This window comes from Flexivirga sp. YIM B11880, assembly GCF_058148645.1.
This window is the reverse complement of sequence record NZ_JBMAMH010000001.1, coordinates 25,976-43,383: the sequence shown is the minus strand read 5'-3', so window position 1 is coordinate 43,383 and position 17,408 is coordinate 25,976. Positions and strand designations below refer to the sequence as shown.

The 17,408-nt window shown below is 67.1% G+C and carries 11 protein-coding genes; 8 read left to right on the top strand and 3 right to left on the bottom strand.

Annotated elements, in window-relative coordinates; translation table 11 throughout:
* Positions 1–115: 115 nt before the first annotated feature.
* Positions 116–3,610, top strand: a complete 3,495-nt coding sequence (rpoB, locus tag ACN8HC_RS00165) for a DNA-directed RNA polymerase subunit beta (RefSeq protein WP_490072845.1) — start codon at positions 116–118, stop codon at positions 3,608–3,610.
* Between the two features lie 180 nt (positions 3,611–3,790).
* On the top strand, positions 3,791–7,687 hold the full coding sequence (locus ACN8HC_RS00160; RefSeq protein WP_490072844.1) for a DNA-directed RNA polymerase subunit beta': 3,897 nt from the start codon (positions 3,791–3,793) through the stop codon (positions 7,685–7,687).
* A gap of 195 nt (positions 7,688–7,882) precedes the next feature.
* Here ACN8HC_RS00160 and ACN8HC_RS00155 read toward each other — a convergent pair whose 3' ends face one another.
* Positions 7,883–8,872, bottom strand: coding sequence for a glycosyltransferase family 2 protein (locus ACN8HC_RS00155; protein WP_490072843.1), 990 nt, complete (start codon positions 8,870–8,872; stop codon positions 7,883–7,885).
* Positions 8,873–9,294: 422 nt separating this feature from the next.
* Here ACN8HC_RS00155 and rpsL point away from each other — a divergent pair, with 422 nt between their 5' ends.
* The 4 genes from rpsL (at position 9,295) to tuf (ending at position 13,712) form a co-directional block, all read left to right on the top strand.
* The gene (gene rpsL / locus ACN8HC_RS00150) at positions 9,295–9,669 is read left to right on the top strand and encodes a 30S ribosomal protein S12 (protein WP_490072842.1); all 375 of its coding nucleotides are present in this window, start codon (positions 9,295–9,297) and stop codon (positions 9,667–9,669) included.
* Complete coding sequence (gene rpsG, locus ACN8HC_RS00145) at positions 9,669–10,139, top strand: 30S ribosomal protein S7 (RefSeq protein WP_123271448.1); 471 nt, start codon at positions 9,669–9,671, stop codon at positions 10,137–10,139. The genes rpsL and rpsG overlap by 1 nt, the downstream gene beginning before the upstream one ends.
* Positions 10,140–10,267: 128 nt before the next feature.
* The gene (gene fusA, locus ACN8HC_RS00140; RefSeq protein ID WP_490072841.1) at positions 10,268–12,382 is read left to right on the top strand and encodes an elongation factor G; all 2,115 of its coding nucleotides are present in this window, start codon (positions 10,268–10,270) and stop codon (positions 12,380–12,382) included.
* A gap of 136 nt (positions 12,383–12,518) precedes the next feature.
* Positions 12,519–13,712 (top strand): elongation factor Tu, encoded by a 1,194-nt coding sequence (gene tuf / locus ACN8HC_RS00135; protein ID WP_490072840.1) that lies wholly within the window; start codon positions 12,519–12,521, stop codon positions 13,710–13,712.
* Here the strand turns inward: tuf and ACN8HC_RS00130 are convergent.
* Both ACN8HC_RS00130 and ACN8HC_RS00125 read right to left on the bottom strand, forming a co-directional pair.
* Complete coding sequence (locus ACN8HC_RS00130; protein ID WP_490072839.1) at positions 13,705–13,827, bottom strand: hypothetical protein; 123 nt, start codon at positions 13,825–13,827, stop codon at positions 13,705–13,707. The two genes, tuf and ACN8HC_RS00130, sit on opposite strands and share 8 nt — an antisense overlap.
* Before the next feature lie 72 nt (positions 13,828–13,899).
* Positions 13,900–15,216, bottom strand: a complete 1,317-nt coding sequence (locus tag ACN8HC_RS00125) for a peptidoglycan-binding domain-containing protein (RefSeq protein WP_490072838.1) — start codon at positions 15,214–15,216, stop codon at positions 13,900–13,902.
* A 245-nt stretch (positions 15,217–15,461) separates the two neighbouring features.
* On the opposite strand from ACN8HC_RS00125, the gene ACN8HC_RS00120 reads away from it, so the two are divergent.
* Both ACN8HC_RS00120 and ACN8HC_RS00115 read left to right on the top strand, forming a co-directional pair.
* Positions 15,462–16,106 carry a helix-turn-helix domain-containing protein gene (locus tag ACN8HC_RS00120; RefSeq protein WP_490072837.1) on the top strand — a complete coding sequence of 215 codons (645 nt, stop codon included), beginning with the start codon at positions 15,462–15,464 and terminating at the stop codon, positions 16,104–16,106.
* Entirely contained in the window at positions 16,103–17,338 is a 1,236-nt protein-coding gene (locus ACN8HC_RS00115; protein WP_490072836.1) for an MFS transporter, read from the top strand. Before ACN8HC_RS00120 ends, ACN8HC_RS00115 begins: the two co-directional genes overlap by 4 nt.
* The last annotated feature ends 70 nt before the right edge of the window (positions 17,339–17,408 follow it).

Sequence of the window (17,408 nt, the reverse complement as noted above, 5' to 3'; positions counted from 1 at the left end):
GCGCCCGACTTCCAGCCCATGTCGTCGCGCCCGCGGCGAGGTCGACCGTGACGGAGGAGGTTGCGGCTGCGCGACTCGAATCGCCCGCTTTGAATGCCTGTGGAAGGATCCATCCTTGGCTGCCTCGCGCACTGCGACCCAATCCCTCTCCTCGGCAAAGACGGCCTCCGGTCGTCTGTCGTTCGCCAAGATCCGCGAACCGCTGGAAGTCCCTGATCTGCTGGCCCTGCAGACCGACAGCTTCGACTGGCTGCTCGGCAACGAGCGTTGGCAGGCCCGTGTGGCCGAAGCCAAGGACGCCGGCAAGGTCGACGTCCCGGACCGCTCCGGCCTCGAGGAGATTTTCGAGGAGATCTCCCCGATCGAGGATTTCTCCGGCTCGATGAGCCTGTCCTTCCGCGACCACCGGTTCGAGGAAGTCAAGTACTCCATCGAGGAGTGCAAGGAGCGCGACATGACCTATGCCGCGCCGCTGTTCGTCACCGCGGAGTTCATGAACTCCAGCACCGGTGAGATCAAGAGCCAGACGGTCTTCATGGGTGACTTCCCGCTCATGACCGACCGCGGCACGTTCATCATCAACGGCACCGAGCGTGTCGTCGTCTCCCAGCTGGTCCGCAGCCCGGGTGTCTACTTCGAGCGTGCGCTCGACAAGACCTCCGACAAGGACGTCTACACGGCCAAGATCATCCCGAGCCGTGGTGCGTGGCTGGAGTTCGAGGTCGACAAGCGCGACCAGGTCGGCGTGCGCGTCGACCGCAAGCGCAAGCAGTCGGTGACCGTGCTGCTGAAGGCGCTCGGCTGGACCGAGGCGCAGATCCTGGAGGAGTTCGGCGACTACGAGTCGATCCGCCAGACGCTGGAGAAGGACCACACCGCCAACCAGGACGAGGCGCTGCTGGACATCTACCGCAAGCTGCGCCCGGGCGAGCCGCCGACCCGTGAGGCCGCCCAGAACCTGCTGGACAACCTCTACTTCAACGGCAAGCGCTACGACCTGGCCAAGGTCGGTCGCTACAAGATCGACAAGAAGCTCGGTCTCGAGGCCTCGATCAACGACAGCACGCTGTCGGTCGACGACATCGTCGCCACGATCAAGTACCTCGTCGCGCTGCACGCCGGCCAGGAGAGCATCAAGGGTCACCGCGACGGCGAAGAAGTCGACCTGCGGGTCGAGATCGACGACATCGACCACTTCGGCAACCGCCGCATCCGCAATGTCGGTGAGCTGATCCAGAACCAGGTCCGCACGGGTCTGTCCCGCATGGAGCGCGTCGTGCGCGAGCGGATGACGACCCAGGACGTCGAGGCGATCACGCCGCAGACGCTGATCAACATCCGGCCGGTCGTCGCCTCCACCAAGGAGTTCTTCGGCACCAGCCAGCTGTCGCAGTTCATGGACCAGAACAACCCCCTGTCGGGCCTGACGCACAAGCGGCGTCTGAACGCGCTCGGCCCGGGTGGTCTGTCCCGTGACCGCGCCGGCATGGAGGTCCGTGACGTCCACCCGAGCCACTACGGCCGCATGTGCCCGATCGAGACCCCTGAAGGTCCCAACATCGGTCTGATCGGCTCGCTCGCGTCATACGGCCGAATCAACGCGTTCGGTTTCATCGAGACCCCCTACCGCAAGGTCAAGGGCGGCAAGGTGACCGACGAGATCCACTACCTGTCCGCTGACGAGGAGGACAACTTCGTCATCGCGCAGGCCAACGCCGCGCTCACCGACGACAACCACTTCGCCGAGGAGCGTGTCCTGGTCCGCACCCGTGGCGGTGAGGCGAGCGACGTGCCGGCCGACGAGGTCGACTACATGGACGTCTCCGCACGCCAGATGGTGTCGGCGGCGACCGCGCTGATCCCGTTCCTGGAGCACGACGACACCTCGCGTGCGCTGATGGGCGCCAACATGCAGCGTCAGGCCGTGCCGCTGGTGCAGTCCGAGGCGCCGCTGGTCGGCACCGGCATGGAGCAGCGCGCCGCGCTGGACTCCGGTGACGTCGTCCGTGCCGAGAAGGCCGGTGTCGTGACCGAGGTCTCCGCGGACCTGGTGACCGTCCTCAACGACGACGGCACCCAGACGACCTACCGGATCAGCAAGTTCATCCGCTCCAACGCGGGCAACTGCTACAACCACCGGGTCGTCGTCAACGGTGGCGACCGGGTCGAGGCCGGTGCGGTCATCGCCGACGGTCCCGCGACCGACGGTGGCGAGATGGCGCTCGGCAAGAACCTCCTCGTGGCGTTCATGTCCTGGGAGGGTCACAACTTCGAGGACGCCATCATCCTGTCCCAGCGCCTGGTGCAGGACGACACGCTCAGCTCGATCCACATCGAGGAGCACGAGATCGACGCCCGTGACACCAAGCTGGGTCCGGAGGAGATCACTCGCGACATCCCCAACGTCAGCGAGGACGTGCTGGCCGACCTGGACGAGCGCGGCATCATCCGCATCGGTGCGGAAGTTCGCGACGGCGACCTGCTGGTCGGCAAGGTCACCCCGAAGGGTGAGACCGAGCTGACCCCGGAGGAGCGCCTGCTGCGCGCGATCTTCGGTGAGAAGGCGCGCGAGGTGCGCGATACCTCGATGAAGGTCCCGCACGGCGAGACCGGCACCGTCATCGGCGTCAAGGTGTTCGACCGCGAAGAGGGCGACGAGCTGCCGCCGGGCGTCAACCAGCTGGTCCGCGTGTATGTCGCGAACAAGCGCAAGATCACCGACGGTGACAAGCTCGCCGGCCGCCACGGCAACAAGGGCGTCATCTCCAAGATCCTCCCGGTCGAGGACATGCCGTTCCTGGAGGACGGCACCCCGGTCGACGTCGTGCTCAACCCGCACGGCGTGCCGCGGCGCATGAACCTCGGCCAGATCCTGGAGCTGCACCTGGGCTGGTCGGCCTCGCGTGGCTGGGATATCTCCAAGGCTGCCGGCGACACCTCCTTTGCGGCGCAGATCGCGGCCGACGCCCACCAGGCGCCACCGAACTCCCGCGTCGCCTCGCCGGTGTTCGACGGTGCGTCCGAGGACGTCATCACGGGGCTGCTCGACTCGACGCTGCCGACGCGTGACGGCCAGCGGCTGGTGGACCACACCGGCAAGGCCCGGCTGTTCGACGGTCGCTCCGGCGAGCCGTTCCCGGAGCCGGTGTCGGTGGGCTACATGTACATCCTGAAGCTCCACCACCTGGTCGACGACAAGATCCACGCCCGCTCCACCGGTCCCTACTCGATGATCACCCAGCAGCCGCTCGGCGGTAAGGCCCAGTTCGGTGGCCAGCGCTTCGGTGAGATGGAGGTCTGGGCACTGGAGGCGTACGGCGCCGCCTACGCGCTGCAGGAGCTGCTGACGATCAAGTCCGACGACGTGACGGGCCGCGTGAAGGTCTACGAGGCCATCGTCAAGGGCGAGAACATCCCCGAGCCCGGCATCCCGGAGTCGTTCAAGGTGCTGATCAAGGAGATGCAGTCGCTGTGCCTCAACGTCGAGGTGCTCTCCAGCGACGGCAGCCTGATCGACCTGCGCGACTCCGATCAGGAGGTCTTCCGCGCGGCGGAGGAGCTCGGCATCGACCTGTCCCGGCGGGAGCCGAGCAGCGTCGAGGAAGTCTGAAAACAGACAACCGGTTGAGGTATGCCGGACGGCCTCCGGCATACCTCGCCAACCCAGCCCAACCCCAACTCTTTTCAGCCCGGCCGGAGGACGGTTAAAGGGCATAAAAGGGTGAAAGTGAAGACGAGGAACGAGTCTTCAGTTTCAGACTTTCGTGAGACACGAGAAGGAAGGCACAACGTGCTGGACGTCAACTTCTTCGACGAACTGCGTATCGGCCTCGCCACCGCTGAATCCATCCGTCAGTGGAGCCACGGTGAGGTGAAGAAGCCCGAAACCATCAACTACCGCACCCTGAAGCCGGAGAAGGACGGGCTCTTCTGCGAGAAGATCTTCGGTCCGACCCGTGACTGGGAGTGCTACTGCGGCAAGTACAAGCGCGTCCGCTTTAAGGGCATCATCTGTGAGCGCTGCGGCGTCGAGGTGACCCGCAGCAGCGTGCGCCGCGAGCGGATGGGCCACATCGAGCTCGCCGCTCCGGTGACCCACATCTGGTACTTCAAGGGTGTCCCGTCGCGCCTGGGCTACCTGCTCGACCTGGCCCCGAAGGACCTGGAGAAGGTCATCTACTTCGCGGCATACATGATCACCTCGGTGGACACCGAGCAGCGCCACAAGGACATGCCGTCCCTGGAGGCGCAGATCGAGGTCGAGAAGAAGGAGCTGGAGAACGCCCGCGACAATGCGGTCAACACCCGCGCCGCCAAGCTCGAGGCAGACCTGGCCGAGCTGGAGAAGGAAGGCGCCAAGGCCGACGCCCGCCGCAAGGTGCGCGAGTCGGCCGAGCGCGAGATGAACCAGCTGCGCAAGCGCTCCGACCAGCAGATCGAGCGCCTCGAGCAGGTGTGGGACCGCTTCAAGAACCTCAAGGTCCAGGACCTCGAGGGCGACGAGGTGCTCTACCGCGAGATGCGGGACCGCTTCGGTCTCTACTTCGAGGGCGGCATGGGCGCCGAGGCGCTGCAGAAGCGCCTCGAGAGCTTCGACCTGGACGCCGAGGCCGCCTCGCTGCGCGAGATCATCGCGACCGGCAAGGGGCAGCGGAAGACGCGTGCCCTGAAGCGGCTGCGGGTCGTCACCGCGTTCCAGCAGACCAAGAACAACCCCAGCGGCATGGTGCTGGACTGCGTCCCGGTCATCCCGCCGGACCTGCGTCCGATGGTGCAGCTGGACGGTGGTCGCTTCGCGACCTCCGACCTGAACGACCTCTACCGCCGCGTCATCAACCGCAACAACCGGTTGAAGCGACTGCTCGACCTGGGTGCGCCGGAGATCATCGTCAACAACGAGAAGCGCATGCTGCAGGAAGCTGTCGACTCGCTGTTCGACAACGGCCGTCGTGGCCGTCCGGTCACCGGTCCGGGCAACCGGCCGTTGAAGTCGCTGTCCGACATGCTCAAGGGCAAGCAGGGCCGCTTCCGGCAGAACCTGCTCGGCAAGCGCGTCGACTACTCGGGCCGTTCGGTCATCGTCGTCGGTCCGCAGCTGAAGCTGCACCAGTGCGGTCTGCCCAAGCAGATGGCGCTGGAGCTGTTCAAGCCGTTCGTGATGAAGCGCCTGGTCGACCTCGACCTGGCCCAGAACATCAAGTCGGCCAAGCGCATGGTCGAGCGCCAGCGCGCCGAGGTGTGGGACGTCCTCGAAGAGGTCATCACCGAGCACCCGGTGCTGCTGAACCGCGCACCGACGCTGCACCGACTCGGCATCCAGGCGTTCGAGCCGCAGCTGGTCGAGGGCAAGGCCATCCAGATCCACCCGCTCGTCTGCACCGCCTTCAACGCGGACTTCGACGGTGACCAGATGGCCGTGCACGTGCCGCTGTCGGCGGAGGCCCAGGCCGAGGCCCGCATCCTCATGCTCTCGAGCAACAACGTGCTGAAGCCGGCCGACGGTCGTCCCGTGACCATGCCCAGCCAGGACATGATCACCGGTCTCTACTTCCTGACCGCGCAGGACGGTGAGGCGAAGGTCGAGGACGGCGAGCACCTGCGCGCCTTCTCGTCCGCGGCCGAGGCCCGAATGGCGTTCGACCGGCACGAGATCAAGCTCGGTTCGCTCGTCACGATCCGTCTCTACGACCAGGTCCCGCCGGCCGGCTTCGAGCTGCCCGAGGGCGCCGAGGTCGACGAGCTGGGCCGCCTGGCGTCGTTCGAGCTGGACACGACCCTGGGTCGGGTGCTGTTCAACCAGGCGCTGCCGGAGGACTACCCCTTCCTCAACAAGGACATCGACAAGAAGGCGCTGTCGGGCGTCGTCAACGACCTCGCCGAGCGCTACCCGAAGGTGCAGGTCGCGGCGTCCCTCGACGCGTTGAAGGAGGCGGGCTTCCACTGGGCGACCCGTTCGGGCTGCACCGTCGCGATCAGCGACGTGCAGACCTCGTCGAACAAGTGGGGCATCCTGGCCGGTTACGAGGAGAAGGCTGCCAAGATCCAGACCCAGTACGACCGTGGTCTGATCACCGACGACGAGCGCCGTCAGGAGCTCGTGGAGATCTGGACGCAGGCGACCAACGAGGTCGCCACGGACATGCAGCACAACTTCGACAAGAAGAACCCGATCTACCGGATGGTGTCCTCGGGCGCCGGCGGTAACTGGTTCCAGGTCCGGCAGATCGCCGGTGCGCGTGGCCTGATGGCCAACCCGAAGGGGGAGATCATCCCGCGCCCGATCAAGGCGAACTTCCGGGAGGGCCTGTCGGTGCTGGAGTTCTTCATCTCCACGCACGGCGCCCGTAAGGGTCTGGCCGACACCGCGTTGCGTACCGCCGACTCGGGTTACCTGACCCGGCGCCTGGTGGACGTCTCGCAGGACGTCATCATCCGCGAGGACGACTGCGGCACCGACCGCGGTCTGGTGTTGCCGATCGGTCAGCGCAGCGCGGACGGGACGCTCGTCGAGCACGAGAACGTCGAGACCTCGGTCTACGCGCGTACTCTCGCGACCGACGTGGAGGTCGACGGCGAGGTGCTGGCCGCTGCCGGCGCCGACCTGGGCGACGTCAACCTCGACAAGCTGCTCGCAGCCGGTGTCGAGGAGGTCAAGGTCCGCTCGGTGCTCACCTGTGAGTCCCGCGTCGGCACCTGCGCCATGTGCTACGGCCGTTCGCTGGCCACGGGCAAGCTGGTCGACATCGGTGAGGCCGTCGGCATCATCGCGGCCCAGTCCATCGGTGAGCCCGGCACCCAGCTGACCATGCGCACCTTCCACACCGGTGGTGCCGCGGGTGACGACATCACCCAGGGTCTGCCGCGTGTCGTCGAGCTCTTCGAGGCCCGCACCCCGAAGGGTGTCGCACCGATCGCCGAGGCGACCGGCCGCATCCAGATCGAGGAGACCGACAAGGCACGCCGCATCCTGCTGACCCCGGACGACGGCTCGGACGAGCACGCCTACCCGGTCAGCAAGCGCGGCCGTCTGCTGGTCCAGGACGGCGACCACGTCGAGGTCGGCACGCTGCTCGTGCAGGGCGCGATCGACCCCAAGCAGGTGCTCCGCATCCAGGGTGCCCGCGACGTCCAGAAGCACCTGGTCGACGAGGTCCAGAACGTCTACCGCCAGCAGGGTGTGTCGATCCACGACAAGCACATCGAGGTCATCGTGCGGCAGATGCTGCGCCGGATCACGATCATCGAGGCGGGCGACACCGACCTGCTGCCCGGCGAGCTCGCCGAGCGGTCCCGCTTCGAGGACGCGTCCCGTCGCGCCCTCGCCGAGGGTGGTCGTCCGGCGTCGGGTCGTCCGGAGCTGATGGGCATCACCAAGGCGTCGCTGGCCACCGACTCGTGGCTGTCGGCGGCGTCCTTCCAGGAGACGACGCGAGTCCTCACCGAGGCGGCCATGCACGCCAAGAGCGACCCGCTGCTCGGCCTCAAGGAGAACGTCATCCTCGGTAAGTTGATCCCAGCCGGCACCGGCCTGCCGCGTTACCGCAACGTCAAGGTCGAGCCGACGGAGGAAGCCAAGGCTGCGCTCTACGCGCTGCCGGACTACCAGCCGTACGACTACCCGGTCTTCGGCCCGGGTTCGGGTGAGGCGGTCCGGTTGGACGACGCCTCGCTCGGGTTCGACAGCTGACGAAGCGCAGTGCGAGGAAGCGGTCGAGATAATTCGACAGCTGATCGGTCTCTGCCGAGAGGCTCAGTAACACACTGACAGGCTCAGTAAATCGCCGCGTGAGCGGCGGATTTACTGAGCCTGTCGGCGTTGTGTGAGCCTCTCGGCAAGGAGCGGAGGTTGGCGGCCGTGGCGCGGATTGTGGTTGGTATGCCGTCAGTCGACCGGCTCGTCGGTTTCGGCGTGCGACGGGCCGCCGTGGTCGGAGTCGTAGGAGACGTAGTAGCTCGGGCGTTGCTGGAGGGCGGCATACGTGCGACCGACATACTCGCCGAGGATGCCGAGGCACAGCAGTTGCAGACCGGAGAAGACCGCGAGGATGACCACCGTCGACGCCCAGCCCGAGGTGGTGCCGCCGGCCAGCTTGCTCCAGACGACGTAGACGAGCACGAGCCCGGCGACCAGGAAGCCGAACAGGCTGAACCACGTCGCGAAGCGCAGCGGCGCCTGGGAGAAGCCGGTCACCGAGTCGAGGGTGAGGCCGATCATCTTGCGCAACGGATACTTCGACTCGCCGGCGGCACGGGTGTCACGTTTGTAGTCGACCGTCGTCGAGGGGAAGCCGAGCGTCGGCACGACGAGCCGCAGCACCCTGTTGTGCTCGGGCAGCGCGTTGATCGCGTCGACCGTCGAACGCGACATCAGCCGGAAGTCGCCGGCGTCCTGGGAGATGTCGAGCTTCGCGAGGCGCCGCATCATCCGGTAGAACGCGCCGGCCGTGTGCCGTTTGAACGCCGAGTCGGTAGTGCGGTCGGTGCGCACGCCGTAGACCACGTCGACCTGTTCGGCGACCGCCGCGTCATACATCCGGGCGATGGTCTCCGGCGGATCCTGCAGGTCGGCGTCGATGGTGACGACCCAGTCGCCGCGCGAGCGATGCAGGCCGGCGGAGATCGCGCCCTGGTGACCGGAGTTCGCGCGCAACCGCACGACGCGCAGGCTCGGCCACTCCCGCAACACCCGCTGCAGCATGACGGGCGTCGTGTCGGTCGACCCGTCGTCGACCACCACGACCTCGTAGGCCACGCCCAGCGCGTCGAGCACCGGCCGCAGCCGCTCGACGAAGAGCGGCAGGACCGCCTCCTCGTTGTACATCGGCACGACGACCGAGAGCACGGGGCAGGCAGCTGGCACAGGAACCGTCACGCCCGCAAATGTGCCAGATCGCCGGCCGGCCGGTCTGCCGAGGCGCGGATGCCGCCGATTTTGCCGACATACGGCCGACCGGTAGGATTGTGACTCGTGCGTGGGCTCTGCCCTGCCCGCCGGCCGGTCGGCACGTTCTGCGTGTATGACGGGCCGCGTGGCACCAGGCCACCACACGCTCTCGCCGGGCAGCCCATCGGGCGCGTCGGCCGGTCGGATTCGACAGGTCAGGTCGTCACGGGAAGTGCGGGGGAGAGCGCCGGTCCGACACTCCCGACCTCGGGGGTCCCTGCGAAGTGCCGAGTGAGGTACGAGCGAGGACGTCGCGGGGGAGGGCTGCGCGGGCCGGAGAAACCAAGGAGTTGTCAGGGGTGCGAACCCCTGCCGACAGACAAGATTCGATCAGTTACGGAGACAGTAGGTTGCCCACAATCAACCAGCTCGTCCGCAAGGGTCGGCAGGACAAGATCGCCAAGATCAAGACGCCGGCTCTCAAGGGCAGCCCCCAGCGACGCGGTGTGTGCACCCGCGTCTACACCACGACCCCCAAGAAGCCGAACTCCGCGCTTCGCAAGGTCGCGCGTGTCCGCCTCACCTCGGGCATCGAGGTCACCGCATACATCCCCGGCGTCGGCCACAACCTGCAGGAGCACTCGATCGTGCTCGTCCGTGGCGGCCGTGTGAAGGACCTGCCGGGTGTGCGTTACAAGATCATCCGCGGCGCGCTGGACACCCAGGGTGTCAAGGGCCGTCAGCAGTCCCGTTCCCGGTACGGCGCGAAGAAGGAGAAGAAGTAATGCCTCGCAAGGGCCCCGCTCCGAAGCGCCCCCTCGTCGTCGACCCCGTCTACGGCTCTCCGCTGGTCACCCAGCTGGTCAACAAGATCCTGCTCGACGGCAAGAAGTCCATCGCCGAGCGCATCGTCTACGGCGCCCTCGAGGGCTGCCGTGAGAAGACCGGCACCGACCCGGTCGTCACGCTGAAGCGCGCGCTCGACAACGTCAAGCCGAGCCTCGAGGTCAAGAGCCGCCGCGTCGGCGGCGCCACCTACCAGGTCCCGGTCGAGGTCAAGCCGGGCCGCGCGACCACGCTGTCGCTGCGCTGGCTGGTCGGCTACGCGCGGCAGCGTCGTGAGAAGACGATGACCGAACGCCTGATGAACGAGATCCTGGACGCGAGCAACGGCCTGGGTGCCGCGGTCAAGCGTCGTGAGGACACCCACAAGATGGCCGAGTCCAACCGGGCCTTCGCGCACTACCGCTGGTGATGCGTGCCGCCGCCGGTGCAGCACGCACCGGCGGCGGACCTGGCCGGCATACGCCGTGCGGACCCGGATCGGCATCCGCCATCCATCACAATCGAGTCTGACAACAAGCAATCAGGAAAGAAGACAACGTGGCACTCGACGTGCTGACCGACCTGAAGAAGGTCCGCAACATCGGCATCATGGCGCACATCGATGCCGGCAAGACCACGACGACCGAGCGCATCCTGTTCTACACCGGTGTCAACCACAAGATGGGCGAGACGCACGACGGCGCGTCGACCACCGACTGGATGGAGCAGGAGAAGGAGCGGGGGATCACCATCACCTCCGCGGCCGTCACCAGCTTCTGGAACGGCAACCAGATCAACATCATCGACACCCCCGGGCACGTCGACTTCACCGTTGAGGTGGAGCGCAGCCTGCGCGTGCTCGACGGCGCCGTTGCGGTCTTCGACGGCAAGGAAGGCGTCGAGCCGCAGTCCGAGACCGTATGGCGTCAGGCCGACAAGTACGACGTCCCGCGCATTTGCTTCATCAACAAGATGGACAAGATGGGCGCCGACTTCTACTTCACCGTGCAGACGGTCATCGACCGGTTGGGTGCGGAGCCGCTGGTCCTCCAGCTGCCGATCGGTGCCGAGGCCGATTTCGTCGGTGTCGTCGACCTGGTGCAGATGAAGGCTCTGGTGTGGCCGGGCGACGCCAAGGGTGACGTCACCCTGGGCGCGAAGTACGAGGTCCAGGAGATTCCGGCCGAGCTGCAGGACAAGGCGGAGGAATACCGCTCGAAGCTGGTCGAGCGCGTCGCCGAGGCCGACGACGAGCTGATGGAGAAGTACCTCGAGGGCAACGAGCTCACCATCGACGAGCTGAAGGCCGGCGTCCGCAAGCTGACCATCAACTCCGAGGTCTACCCGATCCTGTGTGGCTCGGCGTTCAAGAACCGCGGCGTGCAGCCGATGCTGGACGCGGTCGTCGACTACCTGCCGTCCCCCGTCGACGTCCCGGCCATGATCGGGCACAAGCCGGGCGACGAGAGTGTCGAGGTCGAGCGCCACCCGAGCGCGGACGACCCGTTCTCCGCGCTCGCCTTCAAGATCGCCGCACACCCCTTCTTCGGCACGCTGACCTTCATCCGGGTCTACTCGGGTCGGGTCGCCGCCGGCAGCCAGGTCTACAACACGACCAAGGGCAAGAAGGAGCGCATCGGCAAGCTCTTCCAGATGCACGCCAACAAGGAGAACCCGGTCGACGAAGCACTCGCCGGTCACATCTACGCGGCGATCGGTCTGAAGGAGACCACGACGGGCGACACGCTCTCGGACATCAACGACCAGGTCGTCCTGGAGTCGATGAGCTTCCCGGAGCCGGTCATCCACGTGGCGATCGAGCCGAAGACCAAGGGCGACCAGGAGAAGCTGGGCACCGCCATTCAGAAGCTCGCGCAGGAGGACCCGACGTTCTCGGTCCGCCTCGACGAGGAAACCGGCCAGACCGTCATCGGCGGCATGGGCGAGCTCCACCTCGACATCCTGGTCGACCGCATGAAGCGGGAGTTCAAGGTCGAGGCCAACGTCGGTGCGCCCCAGGTCGCCTACCGCGAGACGATCCGCCGCCCGGTCGAGAAGTACGACTACACGCACAAGAAGCAGACCGGTGGTTCGGGTCAGTTCGCGAAGGTGCAGCTCAGCATCGAGCCGCTGGACACCGAGGAAGGCGAGCTCTACGAGTTCGAGAACAAGGTGACCGGTGGTCGCGTGCCGCGCGAATACATCCCGTCGGTCGACCAGGGCATCCAGGAGGCCATGCAGCTCGGTGTCCTCGCCGGCTACCCGCTGGTGGGCGTCAAGGCCACCCTGCTCGACGGTGCCTACCACGACGTCGACTCCTCGGAGATGGCGTTCAAGATCGCCGGTTCGATGGCGCTGAAGGAAATGGTCCGCAAGGCCGATCCCGCGCTGCTCGAGCCGATGATGGCCGTCGAGGTCCGCACGCCCGAGGACTACATGGGTGACGTGATCGGCGACCTCAACTCCCGTCGTGGCCAGATCCAGGCCATGGAGGACATCAGCGGCGCCAAGGTCGTCCGGGCCGTCGTGCCGTTGTCGGAAATGTTCGGGTATGTCGGTGACCTGCGGTCCAAGACCCAGGGTCGTGCCAACTACACGATGCAGTTCGACTCGTACGCCGAGGTTCCCAAGAACGTCGCGGACGAGATCATCAAGAAGATCCGGGGCGAGTGACGTGGCGGCGCCGCGGCATACCGAATTGATCGTGGTATGCCGCAGCGCCTATCGTCAGCCCGGTTGTCACACAAAATAACGAAAACCGAAGGCGCCGCCCCGGCGTCAGCAACAGTCCTTGAAGGAGGACCCCACAGTGGCTAAGGCCAAGTTCGAGCGGACCAAGCCGCACGTCAACATCGGAACGATCGGTCACGTCGACCACGGCAAGACCACGTTGACCGCTGCGATCACCAAGGTGCTGGCGGACAAGTACCCCGACCTGAACAAGGCGTCGGCGTTCGAGGACATCGACAACGCTCCCGAGGAGCGCCAGCGCGGCATCACCATCAACGTCTCGCACCAGGAGTACGAGACCGCGAAGCGCCACTACGCGCACGTGGACGCGCCGGGTCACGCCGACTACGTCAAGAACATGATCACCGGTGCCGCACAGATGGACGGTGCGATCCTGGTGGTCGCCGCCACCGACGGCCCGATGCCGCAGACCCGTGAGCACGTGCTGCTGGCCCGCCAGGTCGGCGTCCCCTACATCCTGGTGGCGCTGAACAAGGCGGACATGGTCGACGACGAGGAGATCCTCGAGCTCGTCGAGATGGAGGTCCGCGAGCTGCTGTCGAGCCAGGAGTTCGACGGTGACAACGCCCCGGTCGTCAAGGTTTCGGCGCTCAAGGCGCTCGAGGGTGACCCCGAGTGGGTCAAGTCGGTCGAGGAGCTCATGGACGCGGTCGACGAGTCGATCCCGGACCCGGTGCGCGACATCGAGAAGCCGTTCCTGATGCCGATCGAAGACGTCTTCACGATCACCGGTCGTGGCACCGTCGTCACCGGCCGTATCGAGCGCGGTGTGCTCAAGGTCAACGAAGAGGTCGAGATCGTGGGCATCCGCGAGGCCTCCCAGAAGACCACGGTCACCGGCATCGAGATGTTCCGCAAGCTGCTCGACGAGGGTCGTGCGGGTGAGAACGTCGGTCTGCTGCTCCGCGGCACCAAGCGCGAGGACGTCGAGCGCGGCCAGGTCGTCGTGAAGCCGGGCTCGATCACCCCGCACACCGAGTTCGAGGGCCAGGTCTACATCCTGGGCAAGGACGAGGGCGGCCGTCACACCCCGTTCTACGACAACTACCGCCCGCAGTTCTACTTCCGCACCACCGACGTGACCGGTGTCGTGAAGCTGCCTGAGGGGACCGAGATGGTCATGCCCGGTGACAACACCGAGATGACCGTCACGTTGATCCAGCCGATCGCGATGGAGGACGGTCTGCGCTTCGCCATCCGCGAGGGTGGCCGCACCGTCGGCGCCGGTCGGGTCACCAAGATCCTCAAGTGACCTCGACGGGCTCGGCCCGGCGGACCTCGACGGGCTCGGCCCGGCGGACCTCGACGGGCTCGGCCCGGCGGACCTCGACGGGCTCGGCCCGGCGGACGATCTTGAACTGATTCACCGCCGAAAGGCCCCGAACCTCTCCGGAGGTTCGGGGCCTTTCGCATGCCTCCCGTGGGGGCGCTGAGGCGCCCTATTGACCGGCCGCAGCCTCCAGGTGGGACCAAGTGGCGGCGCCGACGATGGCGTCGACCGTCAGGTGCTGCCGGCGCTGGAAGGCCTTGATCGCGGCGCTCGTCGCGGGCCCGTCAGCACCGTCGACGTCGAGGTGTGCACCGAGCAGATTCAGCAGCTGTTGGGCGTACTTCACGTCCGCGCCCTGCATCCCGGAATGCAACACTCGCAGCTTCGCCGGACGGGGTATCTGCCGCGGCTTGGAAACGGGTTTCGGCTTCGGCTTCGGTGTGGACACCGGGCCGGCCTGCTGACCAGTGGCCGCCTGCAGGTGCGACCAGGTGACGGGGCCGACGATGCCGTCGACCACCAAGTGCTGCCCACGCTGGAAGGTCTTGATCGCGGCCGTCGTCGCCGGGCCGTCGACACCGTCCACACCCAGGCGAGCGCCGAGCAGATTCAGCAGCTGTTGGGCGTACTTCACGTCCGCCCCCCGCATCCCGGGATGCAGTACTCGCAGCTTCGCCGGACGGGGTATCGGCTTGGGCGCGGGTTTCGGCGTCGGCTTGGGAGTGGGCTTCGGTGTGGGAGTCGGTGTCGGCGTCGGCGTCGGAGTCGGTGTGGGAGTCGGAGTCGGTGTTGGTGTCGGTGTCGGTGTCGAAGCGGGCAGTGGCCAGAGCGCGTTCAGCAGGGCGTCGGCGGACGACTGTGCCAAGGCGTATTCGCCGCGGTATGCCGCAGCCGGTCGTTGCACGTTCGCGGCCACGTCCCCCGACGGGGCTGTCAGCCATGAACTGCCGGGGTAGATCTGCTGCATGACGCTGAGGAACTTGCCGGTCGCCCACTCGGGGTTGATGCGCTGCGCGTAGGTGCCCCAGGAGTTGCGCTGCTGGAAGAGACCGACGCTGTCCAGGTCGCCTCCGGTGTAGTCGCGCAGAGTGGTCTCCACCATGGCGGTCATCAGCGCGATCTCGGCACCCTTGCGGTCCAGCCCGGTCGCCTTCGCCGCGGCGGCGACGCGCCGGGCACAGGCCACCTGCTCGGCGGAGAGCTGGCGCCCCATCCGGGAGTAGGTCATCGCCCCGGCGAGCTGCGTCGCCGTCTGCGCATCGGCGGCAGTGGGGGCGCAGGACACCGAGCTGAGCGCCGCGGCGCTGCGCTGCACCGACCGCAGCGCCCACACCGGGTTGCCGGCCGGGCCGGGGATGGTGGTGCCGGCGAGCGCGCTCAGGACCGGGTTGGGCCGGGAGTCGGCGTGCGCCGGAGCTGCGGCCACCACGGCTCCGAAGGCAGTGGCGGCGCTGATCGTGATGGTGAGAAGGCGGGGGATGCCCATGCGTTGTCCTCGTGGCTCAGGGAGGGGGTCGGTGCGTCGTGCTCACCCGGTCGCGGCGCGTCGGGTGGGTGTCCGGAGAATATTGTGACATTTGTTGCGCAGCTGCGTGTCGCGTTGGCATAAATCGAGAAGAATGCGGTATTGCGTCCGCGGGCGAGGACAATGCCGGTCGGCGCGGCGCTGGAGGGAGCTGAGTTATACAAGAGCTCTTGTGTATGACGTGACTCCGCATCACGATATATCGCATGCCACGCAAGATTGCCGCTGAGCGGCATACCGACTCGGCTCCTTCGGCTGAGCTGCCCGACCAGCCGGCGGGAGCAGCGCTCATCGACGCGCTGCTCGCGCTGCACCACCCGATGCGGCGGCGCATCTTCGAGATCCTGACCAACGAGGGACCCGCAACAGTGGGGCAACTCGCTGCTCGTCTCGACATCGCCGTGGGGTCGGTCAGCCACCACCTGAAGCCGATGCACCGGACCGGCTTCGTCGAGCCGGCGCCCGAGCTCGCACGCGACACCCGGGAATCCTGGTGGCGCGGCAACACTCGCCGGCTGTCCTGGAATACCGAGGACTACGCCGACGGCAGCTTCGCCCGGCAGGTGGCCGACGCCGCCGAACGAGCAAACCTCGAATACCTGAATGCAGCGACGGTGCGCTGGATGCGCACCCGCGACGAACTCCCGGCCGAATGGCGGGACGGCATGGCCACCGACACCTTCCTGCCCGCGACGGCCGGGCAGATGCAGGAGTTGAAGGAGCGCATCGGTGCCCTCGTGATGGAGTGGGCCGGGGAGGTCCGCGCCGACGCCGAGGTGCATCCGGAGTCGGATCGGCGCCCCGTGCGGGTGATCGCCCGGGTGTTCCCGAGTGAGCCGGGCGCGGTATGACGATGCACGTCACCACCGAGGGTCCGGAGCTGATCGGTGCGGCGCCGCCACCGGTGCGGCGCGACCGGATGGTCCAGGCCTACCTGGGCGCGACCGTGGTGTCCGCCGCGGGCGACACGGTGTTCGCCATCGGCCTCGCCTGGACCGCGGTGCACCACCTGTCGCCGGGCCTGGCCGGGCTCGTGCTCGGCATCGAGATGCTGCCCCAGGGACTGTGCACGCTGGTCGGTGGGGTGATCGCCGATCGCTTCGACACGCGGCGGGTGATGATGCTCGGCGAACTCGCGCGGGTGCTCGTGCTCGTCGCGGCGGTGGCGGCGTGGAACAGCGCATTGCCCACGCCTGCAGTGCTTTTCGCCGTCGCGATCTGTTTCGGCACGGTCACTGGGCTGGCCGGGCCGGCCGGCTCGACCTTGGTGCGGCAACTGGTCGACACGGGCGACCTGGTCACCGTGAGCGGCTGGTCGCAGACCGGGTCCCGGATCGCGCGGCTGCTGGGCGCCCCGATCGGGGCGGTCGTCGTGCAGTGGGATTTCGGTTTCTCGATGCTGGCGGACGCCGTCACGTTCCTGGTCGTGCTGCTGGTGCTGCGGTTGGTGGTGCGTACCCGGTTCCGCCTCCCGCGCCTCTCGGACGAACCGGTGCGCCGAGCGCTGCGGTCCGGCTGGGACTACCTCCAGCGCTCGCCGGTGGCCCGCGTCTTCCTGCTGGGACTGGCGGCCTTGAACGTCTTCGTCACACCGGTGACCTCCGTCGGCGTGGCACTGCGCGTCTCGGAATCCCATTGGGGATCCGGCTGGTTGGGCGTCGCCGAAGCGGCCCTGGCGACCGGCGCAATCCTCGGCTCGGTCGCCGGCATCCGCTGGCAGGGCAGCTACCTGCCACGTCGATCCTTCGCCTTGCTGGTGATCCAAGGCGTTGCTCTCGCTGCCGTCGGCCTGCCGACCCGGGCCGGACTGGTGGCGGGAATGCTGGTCGTCGGTGTGACGGCCGGGCTCGCCTCGGTCTGGCTGGGCGGATCGTTCCAGCGGATCATCGCGCCGAGCCACTTGGGACGCGTGGCGTCGGTGAGCCGGCTCGGTGACCTGGTGCTGACGCCAGCGACGACGCCGCTGTTCGGACTCCTGGCCGGTGGGTCGTCCATGCTTGTGGCCACAGTCTGCTGCGGTATGGCGATGAGCGTGCTGTGCGCGGTCTTCGCACTCCATCCGCTGATCCGCGACTTGCGCTGAGCCTCCCCGAATGACGGTCGGTTCGCCGGGCGACGGCGAGATTTCGCGATCACTCGGCGAGGAGGCCGCC